The organism is Sulfitobacter sp. TCYB15, from assembly GCF_040435955.1.
Classification (GTDB): domain Bacteria; phylum Pseudomonadota; class Alphaproteobacteria; order Rhodobacterales; family Rhodobacteraceae; genus Sulfitobacter; species Sulfitobacter pontiacus.
This window is the reverse complement of record NZ_CP159193.1, coordinates 845,975-866,383: the sequence shown is the minus strand read 5'-3', so window position 1 is coordinate 866,383 and position 20,409 is coordinate 845,975. Positions and strand designations below refer to the sequence as shown.

21 protein-coding genes are annotated in these 20,409 nt (G+C 61.5%); 15 read left to right on the top strand and 6 right to left on the bottom strand.

What is annotated here, in order from left to right:
* Positions 1-10: 10 nt before the first annotated feature.
* Both trpB and ABM428_RS04130 read right to left on the bottom strand, forming a co-directional pair.
* The gene (gene trpB / locus ABM428_RS04135) at positions 11-1,237 is read right to left on the bottom strand and encodes a tryptophan synthase subunit beta (protein WP_005851582.1); all 1,227 of its coding nucleotides are present in this window, start codon (positions 1,235-1,237) and stop codon (positions 11-13) included.
* Between the two features lie 169 nt (positions 1,238-1,406).
* Positions 1,407-3,350 carry an AsmA family protein gene (locus ABM428_RS04130; RefSeq protein ID WP_132997143.1) on the bottom strand — a complete coding sequence of 648 codons (1,944 nt, stop codon included), beginning with the start codon at positions 3,348-3,350 and terminating at the stop codon, positions 1,407-1,409.
* Positions 3,351-3,414: 64 nt separating this feature from the next.
* Here ABM428_RS04130 and rimO point away from each other — a divergent pair, with 64 nt between their 5' ends.
* The 3 genes from rimO (at position 3,415) to ABM428_RS04115 (ending at position 6,125) form a co-directional block, all read left to right on the top strand.
* Positions 3,415-4,785: a 30S ribosomal protein S12 methylthiotransferase RimO gene (rimO, locus tag ABM428_RS04125; protein WP_306285490.1), complete on the top strand. Its 1,371-nt coding sequence runs from the start codon at positions 3,415-3,417 to the stop codon at positions 4,783-4,785.
* Between the two features lie 218 nt (positions 4,786-5,003).
* Positions 5,004-5,381, top strand: a complete 378-nt coding sequence (locus tag ABM428_RS04120) for a hypothetical protein (protein ID WP_278425834.1) — start codon at positions 5,004-5,006, stop codon at positions 5,379-5,381.
* Between the two features lie 123 nt (positions 5,382-5,504).
* Positions 5,505-6,125, top strand: a complete 621-nt coding sequence (locus ABM428_RS04115; RefSeq protein ID WP_005851572.1) for a hemolysin III family protein — start codon at positions 5,505-5,507, stop codon at positions 6,123-6,125.
* A 7-nt stretch (positions 6,126-6,132) separates the two neighbouring features.
* On the opposite strand, the gene ABM428_RS04110 is transcribed toward ABM428_RS04115, so the two are convergent.
* Together ABM428_RS04110 and ABM428_RS04105 are read right to left on the bottom strand one after the other, a co-directional pair.
* Positions 6,133-6,483 carry a YigZ family protein gene (locus ABM428_RS04110; RefSeq protein WP_005851570.1) on the bottom strand — a complete coding sequence of 117 codons (351 nt, stop codon included), beginning with the start codon at positions 6,481-6,483 and terminating at the stop codon, positions 6,133-6,135.
* Positions 6,484-6,492: 9 nt separating this feature from the next.
* Positions 6,493-7,200: a M48 family metallopeptidase gene (locus ABM428_RS04105; protein WP_005851568.1), complete on the bottom strand. Its 708-nt coding sequence runs from the start codon at positions 7,198-7,200 to the stop codon at positions 6,493-6,495.
* 124 nt (positions 7,201-7,324) lie between these two features.
* On the opposite strand from ABM428_RS04105, the gene ABM428_RS04100 reads away from it, so the two are divergent.
* The 12 genes from ABM428_RS04100 to ABM428_RS04045 all read left to right on the top strand — a co-directional run bounded on the left by ABM428_RS04100 (position 7,325) and on the right by ABM428_RS04045 (position 17,296).
* Positions 7,325-7,561 (top strand): hypothetical protein, encoded by a 237-nt coding sequence (locus ABM428_RS04100; protein WP_005851566.1) that lies wholly within the window; start codon positions 7,325-7,327, stop codon positions 7,559-7,561.
* Between the two features lie 14 nt (positions 7,562-7,575).
* Positions 7,576-8,442, top strand: coding sequence for a branched-chain amino acid aminotransferase (locus tag ABM428_RS04095; protein WP_353628195.1), 867 nt, complete (start codon positions 7,576-7,578; stop codon positions 8,440-8,442).
* Between the two features lie 32 nt (positions 8,443-8,474).
* The gene (locus ABM428_RS04090) at positions 8,475-8,933 is read left to right on the top strand and encodes a universal stress protein (protein ID WP_005851562.1); all 459 of its coding nucleotides are present in this window, start codon (positions 8,475-8,477) and stop codon (positions 8,931-8,933) included.
* A gap of 98 nt (positions 8,934-9,031) precedes the next feature.
* A complete protein-coding gene (locus ABM428_RS04085; protein WP_005851560.1) occupies positions 9,032-9,592 on the top strand; it encodes a NifU family protein in 561 nt (186 codons plus the stop codon).
* Complete coding sequence (tsaB, locus tag ABM428_RS04080; protein ID WP_132997148.1) at positions 9,585-10,241, top strand: tRNA (adenosine(37)-N6)-threonylcarbamoyltransferase complex dimerization subunit type 1 TsaB; 657 nt, start codon at positions 9,585-9,587, stop codon at positions 10,239-10,241. The genes ABM428_RS04085 and tsaB overlap by 8 nt, the downstream gene beginning before the upstream one ends.
* Before the next feature lie 11 nt (positions 10,242-10,252).
* Positions 10,253-10,654 carry a ribosomal protein S18-alanine N-acetyltransferase gene (gene rimI, locus ABM428_RS04075; RefSeq protein ID WP_240790806.1) on the top strand — a complete coding sequence of 134 codons (402 nt, stop codon included), beginning with the start codon at positions 10,253-10,255 and terminating at the stop codon, positions 10,652-10,654.
* 160 nt (positions 10,655-10,814) lie between these two features.
* Positions 10,815-11,810, top strand: coding sequence for a BMP family protein (locus ABM428_RS04070; protein ID WP_005851554.1), 996 nt, complete (start codon positions 10,815-10,817; stop codon positions 11,808-11,810).
* Between the two features lie 2 nt (positions 11,811-11,812).
* Complete coding sequence (locus ABM428_RS04065; protein ID WP_037965002.1) at positions 11,813-13,441, top strand: ABC transporter ATP-binding protein; 1,629 nt, start codon at positions 11,813-11,815, stop codon at positions 13,439-13,441.
* A 1-nt stretch (position 13,442) separates the two neighbouring features.
* A complete protein-coding gene (locus tag ABM428_RS04060) occupies positions 13,443-14,573 on the top strand; it encodes an ABC transporter permease (RefSeq protein WP_005851551.1) in 1,131 nt (376 codons plus the stop codon).
* Positions 14,573-15,541, top strand: a complete 969-nt coding sequence (locus ABM428_RS04055; RefSeq protein ID WP_005851549.1) for an ABC transporter permease — start codon at positions 14,573-14,575, stop codon at positions 15,539-15,541. Before ABM428_RS04060 ends, ABM428_RS04055 begins: the two co-directional genes overlap by 1 nt.
* Positions 15,542-15,620: 79 nt before the next feature.
* Positions 15,621-16,529 (top strand): sulfite exporter TauE/SafE family protein, encoded by a 909-nt coding sequence (locus ABM428_RS04050; protein ID WP_005851548.1) that lies wholly within the window; start codon positions 15,621-15,623, stop codon positions 16,527-16,529.
* The gene (locus ABM428_RS04045) at positions 16,526-17,296 is read left to right on the top strand and encodes a TIGR02186 family protein (protein ID WP_132997150.1); all 771 of its coding nucleotides are present in this window, start codon (positions 16,526-16,528) and stop codon (positions 17,294-17,296) included. Before ABM428_RS04050 ends, ABM428_RS04045 begins: the two co-directional genes overlap by 4 nt.
* Here ABM428_RS04045 and ABM428_RS04040 read toward each other — a convergent pair.
* On the bottom strand, positions 17,293-18,828 hold the full coding sequence (locus ABM428_RS04040; protein ID WP_037964998.1) for an ATP-dependent RecD-like DNA helicase: 1,536 nt from the start codon (positions 18,826-18,828) through the stop codon (positions 17,293-17,295). The genes ABM428_RS04045 and ABM428_RS04040 overlap by 4 nt on opposite strands.
* 178 nt (positions 18,829-19,006) lie before the next feature.
* Positions 19,007-20,287 carry a crotonyl-CoA carboxylase/reductase gene (gene ccrA, locus ABM428_RS04035; RefSeq protein ID WP_009826059.1) on the bottom strand — a complete coding sequence of 427 codons (1,281 nt, stop codon included), beginning with the start codon at positions 20,285-20,287 and terminating at the stop codon, positions 19,007-19,009.
* Positions 20,288-20,409: the final 122 nt, after the last annotated feature.

The window sequence follows — 20,409 nt, the reverse complement described above, 5'->3', positions numbered from 1 at the left end:
CGTCTGATCCTCAGACCTTCATGTCAAAACCAAGCGCCTTGGCGACGGTGAAAATGTCTTTGTCGCCGCGCCCACACATGTTCATGCAGATGATGTGATCCTTGGGCAGCTCTGGTGCGATCTTCATCACATGCGCCAGCGCGTGGCTGGGTTCGAGCGCGGGAATGATCCCTTCAAGCGCGCAGCTCAGCTGGAACGCCTCAAGCGCCTCTTTATCGGTGATCGACACATATTGTGCGCGGCCAATGTCGTGCAGCCAGGAATGTTCAGGCCCGATACCGGGGTAATCCAGACCGGCCGAGATAGAGAACCCTTCGAGGATCTGACCGTCGTCGTCCTGCAACAGGTAGGTACGGTTACCGTGCAGCACGCCGGGGCGGCCACCGGTCAATGACGCGCAATGCTCCATCTTTTCGTTCACGCCCTTGCCGCCAGCTTCGACGCCGATGATATTGACGTCCTTGTCATCAAGGAACGGATAGAACAGCCCCATCGCGTTCGACCCGCCACCGATCGCGGCAACCAGCGTGTCGGGCAGACGGCCTTCGGCGGCGTCCATCTGTTCGCGCACTTCCTTGCCGATGATCGCCTGAAAGTCGCGGACCATCGCCGGATAGGGGTGCGGCCCTGCGACCGTGCCGATGCAATAGAAGGTGTCGCGCACATTGGTGACCCAATCGCGCAACGCGTCGTTCATCGCATCTTTCAGCGTCCCACGGCCCGAGGTGACGGGGATCACTTCGGCCCCCAGCAGACGCATGCGGAAGACGTTGGGGGCCTGACGTTCAACATCATGCGCGCCCATATAGACAACGCATTGCAGACCGAACTTGGCACAAACGGTGGCCGTCGCCACACCGTGCTGGCCCGCACCGGTTTCCGCGATGATCCGTTTCTTGCCCATGCGCCGCGCCAGAATGATCTGGCCCAACACGTTGTTGATCTTATGCGCGCCGGTGTGGTTCAGCTCGTCGCGCTTCATGTAAACCTTGGCACCGCCCAGATGTTCGGTCAGACGCTCTGCGAAATACAGCGGGCTGGGGCGACCGACATAGTGGGTCCACAGGTCGTCCATCTCAGCCCAAAAGCTGTCATCCGTCTTGGCCTTTTCATATTCCGCTTCCAGTTCGAGGATCAGCGGCATCAGTGTTTCCGACACAAACCGCCCCCCAAAATCGCCAAAGCGGCCATTCTCGTCAGGTCCGGTCATGAAAGAGTTGAAAAGATCATTGTCCATGGAGGTGCTCCTTGCGCTTGGCGACCAGCCTTAACGCCCCCGCCGCGACAGGTAAAGACGGGGTGGAGGCGGCGAAGGGCCCGTACCGCCCCTCGCCCGTAAAACGCCACGGAAAATTGCAATTTTCCAAACTGAGGTTTTAGAAATACACCGCCCGCGTGGCGCGCAGCTAGTCAAAGAGCTTGAACAGCCCGCGCCGCAGCTCGTCCTCTACCTTTTGTTTCACCGCATCCTCGACCGATTGCCCGTCGTGCCGCGATACGCCCAGTTCCTCCTCCAGCTTTTCGTTCAGCTTTTGGCGGGCCTGTTCCTTTTCCTTGGCAAAGTTCATGTCCAGCGCCGCCTGCAAATCCGGCTTGATCTGCGGTGCGGCCCACGGCCCGAAGATGCGCACCGGAATGGCCAGCCCCCGATCGCCGTTCACCCGCAGTGCCTTGGGCGTGACGGTATAATCAAGCGTTTGCGCCCCCAGCCCCACCTGCCCTGTGCCCGTGGCGGTAAAGTTCGGCAGCTGCATCAGCAGGTCGTCGTTGCGCAGCACGCCTTGATCCATGTCGAATGTCGCGGCAAGGGAATCGAAGACCGTCGTGCCACCCTCGACGTCGAAATTGCCCATCAGCGCATCAAGGTCGATCCCCTCGATATGCCCACGCCCGACATTCACCGCGCCCGATCCGCTAAGCGACCGCATGATCGCGTCCAGCGATGCGCCGGACCCGAGGAAAGATACCTCTGCATCGCCCGTACCATGGAACCGGCCCAGCCCTGCGGTCTGTTGCAGCAAAGGCTGCATGGCGATGGAGGTCGCGTTCAGCGCCCCGCCCACCGACAGGCCGTTGCGGTTGTTGACCACGAACTCGCCACTGATCACACCGGCATAGGCCCTGATCTCGCGCAGTTCGGCGACCAGACGCGACCGGTCGTTGCGCAGCAATACGCGCGTCGCGCCCAAGCTCAGCGTGCCCAGATCAATGCTATCTGCCCGCAGTGCGACCTCGCCGTTGAAGGCGGATAGCGCGGACGCATCAATCGGTGCTTTCGACCACCCTGTCGGGGACGCAGGCGCGGGGCTGCTGGACGCGGGCGCGGTGCCATTGGGGGCGCTGCCTGCAAAGCCGGTCAGGTCCAGCGCGCCGACGTTGATCTGCGCGTTCACATTGGGCGTGCCGTTCAGCGTGATATCCGCCGCGCCGGTCAGGGCGTTCCCGCCCAGATCGGCCACCACCTCGCGCAGGGCCAAGCGCCGGTCGGGCGTCAGGGTCAGATCAAGGTTGATATCCGCCGTCTTTCCCAAGCCCTGCGGCAATGCGATGTCCCCCACCCCGAGCGCTGCCAGAAAACGCCCCGTGTCCGACGTCTTGAGCCAGAGATCCCCCGCGACAGCGCCAGCCAGCCCCGCCCGTCCGGTCAGCGAGACGCCGCCGCCTTTGGTGTCCACACGGGCACGCAGCGGGCGGATATCGCCGTTCAGGAATTGGTCAAACCGGTTGATCGTCGCCTCGATCGACACGCGATCGGCCGCGGGGCGCAGGGCGGCCTTGATCACCGCATCGCCCGCCCGTTCGGGCCAGTCGAGCGACAGGTCCACACCGTCAAATCGCACCAGATCGCTGCCCTCGGCATCATAGATCAACGTGGCGTCGGTGATATTGAGCCGCTGAATCGTCAGCGGGCGCGGGCTGCGCGCAGGCGCGGTCGGAGCGGTCTCGATGGCTGCCTCGCCGCCGCCGTCGCTGAACTGCCAGCTGGCGCGCCCGTCGCGGCGTTGCTCCAGCCGGATGGTGGGGCTTTGGGCTTCAATGTTGGTGATCTTGATCTCGCCCCGGATCAGCGCCATCGCATCAACCCCGATGGCGGCATTGGCGGCCGAGAGCATCGCCCCATCCTTGGCCCAATCGGCATTCCCGACCTCGAGCCCGCCTGCGGTCACCCCCAGCACCGGCCAGAAGGTCAGCCCCACATCGCCCGTGATCGTGACCTCGCGCCCTGTCAGGTTGCGCAGCTGGTCCGCCGCGATTCGCGCAATACGGTCGGCGGGCAGCAAGAACAGCGACCCCACCGCGACCACCAAAATCAGCAGCAGTATGCCAATTGCCCGAATAATCCACTTCATCGCCCGTCTCCTTGCCTGATGCGGGGCCTTTCCCAGACCCTTTGCATGGCTTATAGCGCAGTTCATGAGCACAAACCCACCAAATCTACGCCCCGATCTTGCGCCAAAGGCCCAGATCAGCAATCCGTCCCGCCCCGGCCAGCCGACCATCGGCATGGTATCGCTGGGCTGCCCCAAGGCGCTGGTCGACAGCGAACGGATTTTGACGCGCCTGCGCGCCGAAGGCTACGGCGTGTCGCCGGATTACGCCGGGGCGGATGCGGTGATTGTGAACACCTGCGGGTTCCTTGATTCCGCCAAGGCCGAAAGCCTTGACGCGATTGGCGAGGCGCTGAACGAAAATGGCAAAGTGATCGTGACCGGCTGCCTCGGGGCCGAGCCGGATTATATCCGCGAACATCACCCGCGTATTCTGGCCGTCACCGGCCCGCACCAATATGAACAGGTGCTGGACGCGGTGCATGGGGCCGTGCCGCCTTCGCCCGATCCGTTTATCGATCTGCTGCCTGCGCAGGCCGTCAGCCTGACGCCGCGCCACTACAGCTATCTGAAGATCTCGGAAGGCTGTAACCACAAGTGCAAGTTCTGCATCATCCCCGACATGCGCGGCCGCCTGCAATCGCGCCCTGCCCATGCGATTCTGCGCGAGGCTGAAAAGCTGGTGCAGAACGGCGTGAACGAACTGCTGGTGATCTCTCAGGATACCTCGGCCTACGGCGTCGATATCAAACATGCCGAAGACCGCGGCCACCGCGCGCATATCACCGATCTGGCGCGTGATCTGGGGTCGCTCGGGGCGTGGGTACGGCTGCATTACGTCTACCCCTACCCCCATGTGCGCAACCTGATCCCGCTGATGGCTGAAGGTCTGGTACTGCCCTATCTGGATATTCCCTTCCAGCACGCGCATCCCGACGTGCTGAAACGCATGGCCCGCCCTGCGGCAGCGGCTAAGACGCTGGATGAAATTGCCGCGTGGCGTGACACCTGCCCCGACATCACCCTGCGGTCGACATTCATCGTTGGCTACCCCGGAGAGACAGAGGCAGAGTTCCAGACCCTGCTGGATTGGCTCGACGAGGCGCAGCTGGACCGGGTGGGCTGTTTTCAGTACGAAAACGTTGACGGGGCGCGGTCAAATGCGCTCCCCGATCACGTGCCGGACGAGGTCAAGCAGGACCGCTGGAACCGCTTTATGGAGAAGGCGCAAGCCATCTCGGCCGCCAAGCTGGAAGCCAAAGTCGGTCGCCGCATGGATGTGATCGTCGACGAGATCGACGACGAGGCCGCCACCTGCCGCACGAAGGCAGACGCGCCAGAGATCGACGGCAACCTGTTCATCGACGAAGGCTTCGAAAACCTGAGCGTTGGGCAGATCGTGACCGTCGAAGTCGAAGAAGCCGGCGAATACGATCTTTGGGGTCGCGTGGTCTAGGCCACCGCCCTCCCCCCTTCTCAACCGTGGAACAATCCGAGCGCCCTGGCGTTCCTATTCGCGCAGGCAGGCCCGATTGCAGGCACAGCCCATGTTGTGGAAATAGCAAACCCCGCACCCTACATATAGACATATGATGGCGTATCAGAGGTGAAACCCTTGAAAATGCACACGCGATGTTCTATATATGTTCTAACCAGAACAAGGGGGCCTACACAATGTCCTACCAACCGCAGTTTCCCGGCATGTTCGATCCCGACAACGGGGCCGTACCTGCCCGTGCAGAAGATTCAGCCCGCGACGCGCGCGCCGCTTTGCCGCCGACAGAGAAGCAGATGCACTATGCTACCTCGCTTAGCCTCAAGACCGGCGCGCCTGTGCCAAAACGGGCATTGACCGACCGCGCCGCGCTGTCTGAATGGATCGACGCCCATAAGCCCAAGCCGGTGGACGGGCCGTTTTCGCAGTATCCTTCGTCAAAGCAGGTCGCTTTTGCCGAACGCATCGCCCGTCTGAAGCGCCGCGATATCCCGCAGGAGTGTTTCCGCGACAAGACGATGATGTCGCGCTGGATCGACGGCAATAAACCCCGTTGATCCGGACGCGCGCCACGCGTCGGCATAACCACCTATACGAATGGATAGGCCGAGATACCAAAGCGCCATGCATTAGACGAAATCTGACATGGGAATGTTGCAAACGGGTGCTAGATTTGACCTATGGCTTATCCGCACCCAACCGCTGACACTCTCGCCGATGGCACGATCCACGTGTTGGGTCTGGGATTTGCGATACCGGCAACAATCCTGCTGACAACCTATGCTGCAAGCCAGGGGGAGCAGCTTACACCGACGCTGGTTTATGCGGCCTGCTTCGTTCTGTCGCTTCTGGCGTCGGCGATTTACCACCTTTTGCCGTTTGATCGTACCCGTGCCCTGCTGGGGCGGATTGACCATGCGGCGATCTACTTCAAGATCGCGGGCACCTACACACCGTTTGTTGTGCTCATCGGAACGGGGTTCGCCTATGGCATCCTCGCCGTGGTCTGGGCGCTGGCCATTATCGGAGCGGTCGCCAAACTGTCATTCTGGAGCACGGAGTCCAAAGCGTCGCTTTATCTGTATCTTGGCATGGGGTGGCTGTCTGTGCTGCTGGTCTGGCCGATGTGGCAAAACCTGCCGACCACGGCGCTGACGCTGATTGGCATCGGCGGGTTGATCTATACGCTGGGGACGATCGTCTTTGCACACCCCGGCATGCGCTTTCAGAATGCGATATGGCACAGCTTTGTGCTTGCTGCCTCTATCTGCTTTTTCGCCGCCATCTCTATCAGCTTGTAAGCCCGTGTCAGGCCGCGTCCAGATAGGCGCGCACGCAAGATTGCACGTGGCGGAACCGGTCGCCGCCCAGATGTTTCCCGCCATACCAGCGCGTGACCACGATCAAGTGATCCTCCAGCCCCTCACGCTCTAGCATGCGGATGATCACCATCCCCGCACCGGATTCCCCATCATCGCCTTTCAGCGGGCCGCCGTCTGACAGCAGCACCGCCCAGGTGTTGTGGGTTGCCTTGGCATAAGATTTATCGCGCTTGAGCTCTTTCAGCGCAGCATCCACGGCGGCGCGATCGGACGCGGGGCAGCCTGACACGGCATATTTCGACCCGCGGTCCGTCAGTATCTGGCCAAGCTGCTTCATGCGGTGCCGTTACAGCCCCGCCGCGGTCCGCCGTACGGTATCCAGACGCGATGCATTGGGCGGGTGCGTGCCCAGGAAACGGTCACCGGGGTCAGGAATCCGGGTAAAGAATTCGGCCCCCCGCAGCGGGTTATACCCTGCGCGTGCGGTGATAATGGTGCCCAAGGCGTCTGCCTCAAGCTCGAAGTCCTTTGAATAGGTCCGCGCGCCCACCTGCGCCCCAAGACGCTGTGCCGATTCGACCGCTGTGGCATCGCCCCCGCTCAGCGTGGCGAGACCGGCAAAGATCACCGCACCGGCGACCGCGTTCTGCTGTTGGCGTGCGATATGCCCTTCGATGTGGTGGGCAGCCTCGTGCCCCATGACAAAGGCAAGCTCGTCCTCGTTACGCGCATCCGCGATCAGGGCGAGGGTGAAGGCGATGACCGGACGCCCGGCCTTATCCTCGGTTTGGTAGGCATTGGCGGGCTGGCCCGGGCGGTCGTCGACCACGATGTTGAAATCGCAATTCACCTGCGAGGTCCGCACGCGACATTCCCGTTCGGCGACAGGTTCGACCGTTTGCAACACGCGGATAAAGCTGCGGGCGGATTCATTGGCGGAAAAACTAGCGGGTTGCCCTTGCTCGGGTTGGGTGGAAACAGGCCCCGACATCGTCGTCGGTTCGCAGGCAGCCATAAATGCCGCAGCGGCCAGAGCAAGACAGTATCTCAACATCACGTAACGCATCCTCAAAAGGGCAACGAATAGATCTGGCACCGTTTTAACGCGGCGGCGCGGATTTGAACAGACGGCGCAGTGCTGCTCTTGCATTGGACCACCGAAAGAATACTGTGCCTTCATGTTTACGATTGAACACGAATTCGATGCCAGTGTGATCACTCTGATCGACGAAGGCAAAGCACCCTTGCGTGAAGATGTGACGGTGCAGGCCTTTGCCAGCGTTATCACATTCGAGCAATGGGACCCGCGCACCAACTCTGTCTGCAAGATCAGCCTCTCGCCCGAGCAGCTGCACGATCTGACAGCTGCGCTGAACCTGCCCGAGGGCATCTACCGCACCGCGCCCAAGCGGTAACCAAAGGACACGCAATGGCCACTGGCACAGATATCAAGACATTTTACGAAGGCAGTTGGCACGAGGGTGACATCTCTGTCATCAAGGCCGCGGACCACGGTGCATGGCTGGGCACGACCGTATTTGACGGGGCGCGGCTGTTCGACGGTCTCAGCCCCGATCTGGAGGCGCATTGCGCACGGATCAACCGGTCGGCCAAGGCACTGATGATCACCCCCACGGTCGAGACCGCCGATATGGTCGAGATGGTACGCGAGGGTCTGAAAAGCTACCCCACGGACGCCGCCGTCTATATCCGCCCGATGTATTGGGCGCTGGCGGGCGACGAGCTGGGGATCGTGCCGTTAAAGGACGCGACCGGCTTTGCCATCAGCCTAGAACAGATCCCTATGGCGGCACCCGATGCGGCCACGACGCTGACACGGACCCGTTTCCGGCGTCCCGTGCTCGAAGACAATGTCGTCAACGCCAAGGCGGGCTGCCTTTATCCCAACAACGCCCGCATGATGGTTGAAGCCCGCGCCAAGGGCTTTGGCAACGCTCTGGTCGCCGATGCCATGGGCAATGTCGCCGAATCGGCTTCTGCCAATGTGTTCATGGTCAAGGATGGCGAGGTGTTCACCCCGATCCCCAATGGCACGTTTCTGGCCGGTATCACCCGCGCGCGGCATATGTCGAACATGCGCGCCGACGGGATCAAGGTGCACGAAACAGTGCTCAGCTTTGATGACTTCCATGCCGCGGACGAGGTCTTTTTGTCCGGCAACATGATGAAGGTCACGCCTGTCAAAGCGTTTGACGACACGCAGTACCAGATCGGCCCCATGACCCGCCGCGTGCGCGAGATGTATTGGGATTGGGCGGCCTCTGACCGTGGCTGACCCCGCCCCCCGCCGTTCAACAGGAGGATGCTATGCGTAAATTTATGGTTGTGCTGGATGACAGCCGCGAATGCCTGAACGCCATGCGATTTGCCGCGATGCGGGCGTCCAACTCTGGCGGCGGGGTGGTGGTGCTGTCGGTCATCCCGCCTGACGAATTCAATCACTGGATCGGTGTGGCCGAGGTCATGCGCGAGGAAGCCCGCGAAAGGATCGAGGTGCATTTCGAGGTCTTCGCCAAATGGATGCGCGACCGGCTGAACGTGGAGCCCGCGCTGGTTATTCGCGAAGGTGTGATCGTGGACGAGATCATCAACCAGCTGGCCGATGACCCCGAAGTCGGCGTGCTGGTGCTTGGCGCGGGCACCGACAAGAAATCTGGCCCCGGCCCCTTGGTGACCCAGCTTTCCCGCAACGCAGGCTCGCTGCCGGTGCCGATTACCATCGTTCCCGGTGACATGAGCAAAGAACGGCTCGAGATGATCACCTGAGGCGGCACCGCAGGCCGTCGCAAACTTAGAATCGTTCCAAACCTTGACTTGCGCGCGTTCAGGTCGCATATCTGCATCAACCCTTTCAGGAGCATGTGATGTTTATTCAGACCGAATCCACGCCCAACCCCGCAACGTTGAAATTCCTGCCCGGTCAGACCGTGCTAGAGATGGGCACCGCCGATTTCCCCGCCCCCGAAGCCGCCAGCGCCTCGCCTTTGGCCACGCGTCTGTTCGCTGTCGAAGGCGTGACCGGCGTGTTCTTCGGCACCGATTTCGTGACCATCACCAAAGCTGACGGGATCGAATGGGACCACCTGAAACCCGCCCTGCTTGGCGCGATTATGGAGCATTTTCAATCCGGCCAGCCGGTGATGGAAACCGGCCATGACCACGCGTCGGGCCATGCGGAGCATACGGGCGAAGACGGTGCGATCGTCGGCCAGATCAAGGAATTGCTGGACAGCCGCGTGCGCCCTGCCGTGGCACAGGACGGTGGCGACATCACCTTCCACGGGTTCGAGCGCGGCGTTGTCTATCTGCACATGCAAGGGGCCTGCGCGGGCTGCCCATCGTCCACATTGACGTTGAAAATGGGCATCGAGAACCTGCTGCGCCACTACATCCCCGAAGTAACCGAGGTACGCCCGGTTGCCTAAGACGCCTCTTCTCCTGGCGTTTGATACATCGGCCGCACATTGTGCGGCCGCTTTGCTGTCGGGCGACCAGATCATCGCCAGCGTCGAGGAACCGATGAACAAGGGTCAGGGCGAACGGCTGCTTGGCCTATGTGCCGAGGTGCTGGCCAGCGCAGATGTGGCCTATAGCGATCTGACAGCGATTGGCGTCGGCATCGGGCCGGGGAACTTCACTGGGATCCGCATCGCGGTCTCGGCCGCGCGCGGGCTCGCGCTTGGCCTTGGGGTGCCGGCGATAGGTGTGTCGCATCTTCAGGCGCTGGCCTTCGGGCATGATGGCGTTGTCATCAGCAGCATCGATGCGCGGCAGGACAAGCTGTTCGTGCAGGTGTTCGGCACAATGGATGACCGCGACCCTGTGATGTGTGGGCTGGATGATCTGCCTTCAGTGCCCTCGCGCGCTGATCCCGTCTGTGTGGGTCATCAGGCCGATATGATCGCAGCACTTTGTAACGGCACCGCCTTGCCCCCTCGTATGCCCGTGGCAGAGGCAACGGCACGCATTGCCGCGACGAAGCTTGGCAAGCGGACCCCGCGCCCTGCCCCGCTGTATCTGCGCCCCGCCGATGCCGCCCCGGCCCGCGACACCCCGCCCGCGATCTTTTCATGACGCCGCAGGATATGGCGCGGATTCACGCCGCCGCTTTTGTGCAAGACCGTGCGTGGACGGCGCAAGAGATCGCCGATCTGCTGGCCTCGCGGTTTGTGACGTATCTGGCGGAACCGCAGGGCTTTGCCCTGACCCGCCTCATCGCGGGAGAGGCAGAGCTGCTGACCCTCGCTGTTGATCCCGCAGCCCAACGTCAGGGTATTGGCCGCCGTTTGCTGCAACGCTGGATGGACGGGCTTGAAGCGCAGGCCGACACCGCCTTTCTGGAGGTCGCCGCCGACAATACCGCTGCCATCGCACTTTACACTTCCGCAGGGTTTCGCCAGACGGCCACACGTCGCGGGTATTATCAGCGTAAAGATGCGCCATCCGTTGATGCATTGATCCTTTCGCGTCAGTTTACGCACGGTTAATAGGCAATATCATCCCCAAGCGCTTGAGAATCCGGTTGACCCTACCCATGGGCTACGCAGTATCGTACATCTGATCGACGGAACCGGGCGCAAGCGCGGAACTGCGACCGGGCAAAGGCTTCGCGCTTGCGCCCCAACACAATAAACCGGGAGACACTCCATGACCCTTATGACCAAATTCCTCGGCGCTGCTGCGGCCACGGCTCTTAGTGCCGGTGCGGCTCTGGCCGAACCCGCCCTAATCTTCGACCTTGGCGGCAAATTCGACAAATCCTTCAACGAAGCCGCCTTTGCTGGCGCGCAACGCTGGGCCGAAGAGACCGGTGAAAGCTTCCGCGAGATCGAACTGCAGTCCGAAGCACAGCGTGAACAGGCGCTGCGCCGTTTCGCCGAAGCGGGCTCCAACCCTATCGTGATGACCGGCTTTGCCTTTGGTGATGCGCTTGGTCAGGTTGCGGGCGATTACCCTGATACCGATTTTGTCATCATCGACATGGTTGTCGACGCGCCCAACGTCCGTTCCGTTGTCTTTAACGAACACGAAGGGTCCTATCTGGTCGGCATGATGGCGGCGATGGCCTCCGAATCCAACACTGTCGGCTTTATCGGCGGCATGGACATCCCCCTGATCCGTAAGTTCGCCTGCGGCTACGCCCAAGGCGTTCTGGCCGTGAACCCCGACGCGACCGTGATTTCGAACATGACCGGTTCGACCCCTGCCGCATGGAACGACCCCGTGAAAGGGTCCGAGCTGACCAAAGCGCAGATCAGCCAGGGTGCTGATGTTGTCTATGCAGCCGCGGGCGGCACAGGCGTTGGCGTTCTGCAAACCGCAGCGGACGAAGACATTCTGTCGATCGGCGTGGACAGCAACCAGAACCACCTGCACCCGGGCAAGGTCCTGACCTCGATGATCAAACGCGTGGACAATGCTGTGTTTGACGCGATGTCCGATGGTCCCGGCATGGAAAAAGGCTTTAACGTCATGGGCGTTGGCAACGAAGGCGTGGGCGTCGCGATTGACGAACACAACAAGGCACTGGTTACCGCTGAAATGCAGGCCGCTGTGGATGAAGCAGCAGCCAAGATCGCAGACGGGTCGCTCGAGGTACATGACTACATGTCCGACGACAGCTGCCCGAGCCTGAGCTTCTAAGCGTGAGCACTGCAACACATACGGAGCGGCAGGAAACTGCCGCTCCGGCGATCGAGCTGAAAGGCATCTCCAAGGCCTTTGGTCCGGTACAGGCCAATAAAGACATCTCTATCCGCGTTATGCCCGGCACGATCCATGGGATCATCGGGGAAAACGGCGCGGGCAAATCGACGCTGATGTCGATCCTTTACGGATTCTACAAAGCCGATAAAGGCGACATCTTTATCGCCGGTAAAAAGACAGACATCCCTGACAGCCAGGCCGCGATTGCCGCAGGCATCGGGATGGTGTTCCAGCACTTCAAACTGGTTGAAAATTTCACGGTCCTGGAAAACATCATTCTGGGTGCCGAAGACGGGCGGCTGTTGAAGCCATCACTGGCCAAGGCGCGCAAATCGCTGATGAAGCTGGCCGATGACTACGGCCTGAAGGTGGACCCCGACGCGCTGGTGCAAGACATCGGCGTCGGCATGCAGCAACGGGTGGAAATCCTCAAGGCGCTGTATCGTCAGGCCGATATCCTCATTCTGGATGAGCCCACCGGCGTACTGACCCCAGCCGAGGCCGACCAGCTTTTCCGCATCCTCGGGCGTCTGCGCTCCGAGGGGAAGACGATCATCCTGATCACCCACAAGCTGCGCGAGATCATGGAGACGACGGACACCGTATCGGTAATGCGCCGCGGCGAGATGACCGCCACCGTCAAGACCGCCGAAACCTCGCCCGCCGAACTGGCGGAGCTGATGGTCGGCCGCAAGGTTCTGCTGCGTGTCGACAAGAAACCCGCGGCCCCCGGCCCGGTCATTCTGGATGTCGAAGGGCTGCGCGTCGTTGATGACAAGGGCGTCGAGCGTCTGCGCGGCATCGATCTGCAAGTCCGCGCGGGCGAAATCCTTGGCGTTGCGGGGGTGGCCGGCAATGGCCAGTCCGAACTGCTTGAGGTTCTGGGCGGATACCAGACCGGCAAGGGCAGCGTGCGCGTCAATGGCACGGCACTGGACCTGACCGGCAATAAATCCGACGGCCAATCCCGCCGCAACCACGGCATCGCCCATGTCCCCGAAGACCGCCAGCGCGAAGGTCTGATCATGGACTATCAGGCGTGGGAAAACACCGCCTTCGGCTATCACAAAGATCCTGCCTACCGCAGCGGCATGTTGATGGATAACGCCGCGATCAAGGCCGACACCGTTGAAAAGATGGAACGTTTCGACGTGCGTCCGCCAAACCCCAAACTGGCGGCCAAGAACTTTTCCGGCGGGAACCAGCAAAAGATCGTTCTGGCACGCGAGATCGAACGCAACCCCGACCTGCTGCTGATCGGCCAGCCGACCCGTGGCGTGGATATCGGCGCGATCGAATTCATCCACGAACAGATCGTCGCCCTGCGCGATCAGGGCAAGGCGATCCTGCTGGTCTCGGTCGAGCTGGAAGAGATTCTCGCACTCAGCGACCGGGTGGCTGTCATGTTCGACGGTCAGGTCATGGGCATCCGCGACGCCAGCCAGACCGATGAAAAGGAACTGGGCTTGCTGATGGCGGGCATCACCGATACCGATGCGCCCCATTCCATCGAAGAGATCGAAGACAATCTGGCCCATGCGGGCGGCGATCCGCATAAGGAAGTGTAACATGGACGTAATGCCAAAATGGGCCGAGGTCGTCCTCGTGCCTTTGATTTCGCTATTGCTGGCAGCGATCCTGTCGGCGCTGGTCATTCTGGGCATCGGGGAAGACCCTGTTGCGGCCGTCAAACTGATGGTGTCCGGCGCTTTGGGCAGCACCTATGGCTGGGGCTATACGCTGTATTACGCCACGAACTTCATGTTCACCGGCCTTTGCGTTGCCATCGCCTTTCACGCGCGGCTGTTCAATATCGGTGGTGAAGGCCAGGCGATGCTGGGCGGTTTGGGCGTAGCGCTGGCCTGTCTGTATATCCCGTGGCCCCATTGGTCGCTGGCCCTGATCGGTGCAGCTGCGATGGCTGCCGTGTTCGGTGCCGCCTGGGCCGCGATTCCCGCGTTCCTGCAGGCCAAACGGGGCAGCCATATCGTGATCACCACGATCATGTTCAACTTTATCGCGGCGGCAGTGCTGAACTATATTCTGGTCAACATGTTGCGCCCCCAAGGCAGCATGGACCCCGCAACGGCACGCTTTCCTGACGCGACCAAACTACCGACGCTGCATGATATTCTTGCCCCGCTGGGGATCGAGTTTTCCAAGGCAGCGCCCGCCAATATCTCGCTTCTGGTGGCGGTTGCGGCCTGTATCTTCCTGTGGGTGCTGATCTGGCGCACGCGGCTGGGGTATGAGATCCGCGCCTATGGCCATTCGGAATCGGCCGCGAAATACGCCGGTATCTCTCCGGTCAAGATCACAATGATCGCGATGATCATCTCGGGTGGTTTGGCGGGCATGATGGCGATCAACAACGTCATGGGCGAGGCTGAACGGCTGGTGCTGAACGCCACGGAAGGCGCGGGCTTTATCGGCATCGCTGTGGCGCTGATGGGGCGCAGCCATCCTCTGGGCGTTTTCCTTGCCGCGATCCTGTTCGGGTTCCTCTATCAGGGTGGTGCTGAACTGGCGCTCTGGACCTCGATCCCGCGCGAGCTGATCGTCGTCATTCAGGCGCTGGTGATCCTCTTTACCGGAGCGCTGGATAACATGGTGCGTATGCCGCTCGAGAAAATCTTTCTGGCGCTGCGCGCCGCACGGGCCCCCAAGCCCGAACGCAAACCGGTGGAGCCTGCTGAATAATGGATTATATCACGCTCATCCAACTGTTCGACAGCACCGTGCGCCTTGCCACACCGCTGCTACTGGCCTGCCTTGCCGGTCTGTTTTCCGAACGCGCCGGTATTTTTGACATCGGCCTTGATGGCAAGATGCTGGCGGCGGCGTTCTTTTCGGCGGCCGTGGCGTCGCTGACGGGGAACGTCTGGCTGGGGCTGCTGGCCGGCATCGCCGCGTCGATGGCGCTGAGCCTGCTACACGGGCTTGCCTCCATCACCTTCCGCGGCAACCAGCTGATTTCCGGCGTCGCGATCAACTTTCTTGCCGCCGGTCTGACGGTGCTGATCGCGCAGGACTGGTTCCAGCAAGGCGGGCGCACGCCGTCGCTGATCGGCGGGGCGCGGTTCAATCCGATCACCCTGCCCTTTGCCGATGACATCGCCCAGACCCCGATCATCGGCCCGCTCTATGCCGAGCTGATCTCGGGCCATTCGATCCTTGTCTACCTCGCCTTCCTCGCGGTCCCTGCGACATGGTGGCTGCTGTATCGGACGCGCTTTGGCCTGCGTCTGCGCGCTGTGGGCGAAAACCCCGCGGCGGTGGATACCGCAGGGGTTTCCGTTATCGGGCTGCGCTATGCCGCGGTGCTGATCTGTGGCGTGCTTTGCGGTATTGCCGGTGCCTACCTTAGCACGGCGCTGCAGGCTGGCTTCATCAAGGATATGTCCGCAGGCCGTGGCTATATCGCGCTGGCGGCACTGATCTTTGCCAAGTGGCGCCCGTGGTACGCGCTGTGGGCCACGCTGCTGTTCGGCCTGTTCGGCGCGCTGGAAACCCGCCCCGACGTGATCGAGGCATTGGTGAACTTCAAGGTTCAGGGCCAATTGCTGGCCGCACTGCCCTATGTGATGACCGTGATCATTCTCGCGGGTTTTGTCGGCAAGGCGATCCCGCCCCGTGCCGGTGGCGAACCCTACGTCAAAGAGCGTTAACGCTCCCCGCGCCGTCGCAAATTGCGGCGGCGCAGCATCCACGATTGATTTCAACCTTTGGATCGGTCTAACTGCTTCTATGCAAATTTACCTGCCCATTGCCGAGCTGTCGGTCAACGCGTTCCTCCTTTTGGGGTTGGGCGGGATTGTGGGCGTTCTATCCGGCATGTTCGGCGTCGGGGGCGGATTTCTGATCACGCCGCTGCTGTTCTTTATCGGCATTCCCCCTGCGGTCGCTGTGGCGACAGGCGCGAACCAGATCGTTGCCTCCTCCTTCTCGGCGCTGCTGGTGCATCTGAAACGCAAGACGGTGGATCTGCGCATGGGCAGCGTGCTGCTGGCGGGCGGGCTGGTCGGGGCCGCGGCGGGCGTCACCATCTTCAACTACCTCAAATCGCTGGGTCAGGTCGATCTGCTGGTCAACCTGTGCTATGTCGTTTTCCTTGGCATCATCGGTGGGCTGATGCTGATTGAATCGCTGAATGCGATGTACAAGACCCGCAGCGGCAAACGCCCCCCGCGTAAGAAACACACGTGGATCCAGAAGCTGCCGTTCAAGATGCGCTTTCGGGTCACGGGGCTTTATATCTCGGTCATTCCACCGCTGCTGGTCGGGGCCTTTGTCGGGCTTTTGGCCGCGATCATGGGCGTGGGCGGCGGCTTTATCATGGTACCGGCGATGATCTATCTGCTGGGGATGCCGACCAAGGTGGTTGTGGGGACATCGTTGTTCCAGATCATCTTTGTCGCCGCGTTTACCACGATGCTGCACGCCACCACCAACTATACCGTCGACATCGTACTGGCCGTGCTGCTGCTGATCGGCGGGGTGATCGGCGCGCAGTTCGGGACCAGCCTTGGCACCAAGCTCAAGGCGGAACAGCTGCGGATCCTGCTTGCACTTCTGGTGCTGGTCGTCTGCGGCAAGCTGGCGCTGGAACTGTTGCTGCAACCGGCAGAGCTCTATTCCGTCGGGTTCACATCATGATCCGTCTGCGTGCCCTTTTGATGTCAGCGCTGGCCTGCCTGTCATTCTCCGCCACTGCGGATGAGGCGATCGTGCTGGGCCTGAACCAAAGCGAAGTCTCTATCTCCACCAATTTCAACGGGTCCGAGATCATCATCTTCGGGGCCGTCAAACGCGAGACCCCGATCCCCGAAGGCCCCGAGCTTGAGGTCGTGGTGACCGTGTCCGGCCCGTCGGCCCCGGTCACGGTACGGCGCAAGGAAAAGACCTTTGGCATCTGGGTGAACACCGCTGCCGTCGAGGTCGACCGTGCCCCCAGCTTCTATGCCGTCGCCACCAGTGGCCCCTTGCAGGACGTGCTGAACCGCACCGAGGACCTGCGCTATAAGATCTCTGTCCCGCGGGCGATCCGGTCGGTCGGTGCGCCGATGAATATCGAGGATTCCGCCGCCTTCTCGGACGCGTTGGTGCGCATCCGCAGCAAGGCGAACCAGTATCAACTGGACGAGCAAGGCGTGACCGTGGACGAACAGACCCTGTTCCGCGCCACGGTGCAGCTGCCCGCCTCCTTGATCGAGGGCGATTACAACACCCGCATTTTCCTGACCCGTGGCGGGTCCGTCGTGGCGCAATACGGGACGTTGATCGACGTGCGCAAGGTCGGGCTGGAACGCTGGCTTTTCAACCTGTCGCGGGAAAATGCGCTGGTCTACGGTCTGCTATCGCTGGCCATCGCTATCGCGGCGGGCTGGGGGGCCTCTAGCCTTTTTGCGGCGCTGCGCCGCTAGGCCGGATCATCCGTCTGTGTCTCAAGGCTCAGCGGGGCGGCAGGGGCCGCGCGCAAATCATCCACCCGCAGCATTCCGGACGGTTTCGACAGGCGGTTGCGCACGACCCAGATCAGCCGCTCTTGCGCACGGGTGATCGCCACATAGGCCAGCCGCTTCCACAGCGGCTGCCCCGCCTCTGACCGGCCCATCCGCGCCGCTGCATAAAGGTCGGGCGCAAAGACCTGCACCGTGTCCCACTGGCTGCCCTGCGCCTTATGGATCGTAACCGCCGCCCCATGCAAAAACGTCGCCCCCATGCGCGCGGCAAAGGGGATAAAGGGTTCTTCCTCGTCCGGTTTTTCGATCTTCACGATCGACGCGGCAGAGATTTGCGGGTCTTCCGCTCCCATCACATGCAGGCGGCTAAAGCCCGGCTTGCGCCCTGCCCCCAGATAGACGACCTGCGCGCCCTTGATCAGGCCGCGCGCTTCAAGGTCGAGCCGTTTCTTGCGGTGTTTCAACGGCAGCTCGATCCCGTCGCAGATCAGCGGCTCCCCCTCCAGCAGCGCGTCTTCGGGCGCGCCATAGACCGACCGGAATGCGTTGATCAGCCGGATGCGCGTGGCATTGCGCCAGACCAGCACAGGCGACCGCGCCATCAAGTCCACTTCTACCCGCTGGCCCCAGACGACACGGTCGTCCTTCTTTGACGCGTCTTCGACCATACGCTCGAACTGTTCAAAGCTCAGGTCAGGGTCGGCAAGCGCATGGGCCAGATCAAGGATCGGGTTGTCGGCCTGCTGCCGGTGAATTCGGCTAAGGTTCAGCACCCGTTCCTTGGGCAGCTTTTCAAACACCATCGTGCCCGACTGCCCCACCGGGGCCAACTGCGCCGGATCGCCAAACAGCAGCAACGTCGGGAAGATCTCTTTCAGATCCTCGAACTGTTTGTCGTCCAGCATCGAACTTTCATCGACAAACCCGATATCCAGCGGTTCTTCGCGACGCTTCCATCCGGTGATGAAATCGCTGCCGCGCAGACCCGCAGCGGCCAAGGCACCGGGAATGGATTTGTTGTTCTCGTAGAACGCGAAGGCGCGGTCCAGCGAGACTTCGTTCATCCCCTCGATCACCGGGCGTTCACCGCTGCCCGCCAGCCATTCCGCGATGCGTTCGTATTCGGGGTCATAGACCGGCGTATAGAGAATGCGGTGGATCGTCGTCGCGGGCACACCGCGCAGCCGCAGGACTGATGCCGCCTTGTTCGTGGGGGCCAGAATGGCAAGGGTGCGCTTGTCTTTCTTCTTGCGCTCGTAATCGCCCGAAACGATGTCGACGCCGGCATTTTCCAGCGCCTTGTACAATTCTGCCAGCAGCAGTGTTTTGCCCGACCCCGCCTTGCCGGTCACCGCTAGCACTTGGTCCGCCCCGCCCGCAGGGGGCATCAGCAGATTGTCATCCAGATCGATGCCCGCATGGCGCAACATCTCGGTCACGCTGTCAAAGGCAGCCGCCTGATCGGCGGAATAGGTAAGGGCAGGTACTGTCATGGCGCGACCCTAATTCAGCGCGGCACCGGGGGCCAGATGGCATCGCCGCTATTCGCGCAATCAGCCCGTGCCAAACCGCCGCGTGATGCCGGATACGACAACACCCGCGCACCGATGGATTGGTGCGCGGGTGTCTGGTCAGCCGGTTGTCAGCACCCCCTGAACGGGGGCCACCGACTTATTTCTTCGCGTCCAGCGCGTCTTCGAGCGTGCGCAGGCCGGTCTTGGGCGATTGCACCAGTACCGACATGTTGCCCGGCTTATGCTCGTTCGCCATCATCTTCATATGCGCGTCGGGCAGATCGGCCCAGGTGAACACTTCGGACATGCACGGATCAAGACGGCGCTCCACCATCAGTTTGTTGGCGGCGGACGCCTGCTTGAGGTGGGCAAAGTGGCTGCCCTGCAAACGCTTCTGGTGCATCCACATATAGCGCACGTCGAACGTCAGGTTGAAACCCGAAGTCCCCGCGCAGATCACGACCATGCCGCCCTTTTTGCAGACGAAGGTGGAAACAGGGAACGTCGCCTCGCCGGGGTGCTCAAACACCATGTCGACGTTCACGCCCTTGCCTGTAATCTCCCAGATCGCGGCACCGAACTTGCGCGCCTCTTTGAACCAAGCCGCATATTCGGGCGTGTTCACGGTGGGCATCTGGCCCCAGCAATTGAAGTCCTTGCGGTTCAGAACGCCCTTGGCGCCCAGATCCATCACAAAGTCACGTTTGGATTCGTCCGAGATCACGCCAATCGCATTCGCGCCAGCGGTGTTGATCAGCTGAATCGCATAGGACCCCAGACCGCCCGAAGCGCCCCAGACCAGCACGTTCTGGCCCGGTTTCAGGTCATGAGGCTCGTGGCCGAACAGCATCCGGTAGGCGGTGGCCAGCGTCAGCGTGTAGCAAGCGGCCTCTTCCCATGTCAGGTGCTTGGGACGTGGCATCAGCTGCTGCGCCTGCACATTGGTGAACTGGGCGAAGGATCCGTCGGGGGTCTCGTAGCCCCAGATACGCTGGCTGGGGGAATACATCGGATCGCCGCCGTTGCACTCTTCGTCGTCGCCGTCATCCTGGTTGCAGTGGATCACGACTTCGTCGCCGACCTTCCAGCGTTTGACCTTGTCGCCAACCGCCCAGACGATGCCCGACGCGTCAGAGCCCGCAATGTGGAAGGGCTGCTTATGGCCGTCGAAGGGGCTGATGGGTTTGCCCAAGGCAGCCCAGACACCGTTATAGTTCACACCCGCCGCCATCACGAGGACAAGCACCTCGTGACTGTCGAGCGTCGGCACGTCCACGACCTCTTCGAGCATCGCGGTATTGGGGTTCCCGTGGCGTTCCTTGCGGATGGTCCATGCGTACATCTGCTTTGGAACGTAGCCCATCGGCGGGATTTCCCCGATCTCGTAAAGGTCTTTTTCCGGTGCGTCGTATTGCGCGATATTCGTGTCCAAGGCCATGTCGGTCTCCACAGTCAGAATAGGTTTGTGCCGCAGTGCAGAATCGCGGCGTCTACTGGTGGAATATGATCCTTCGCGCAACAATGCAACACCATTTGACCTGTAATTGTAATTTTATGACT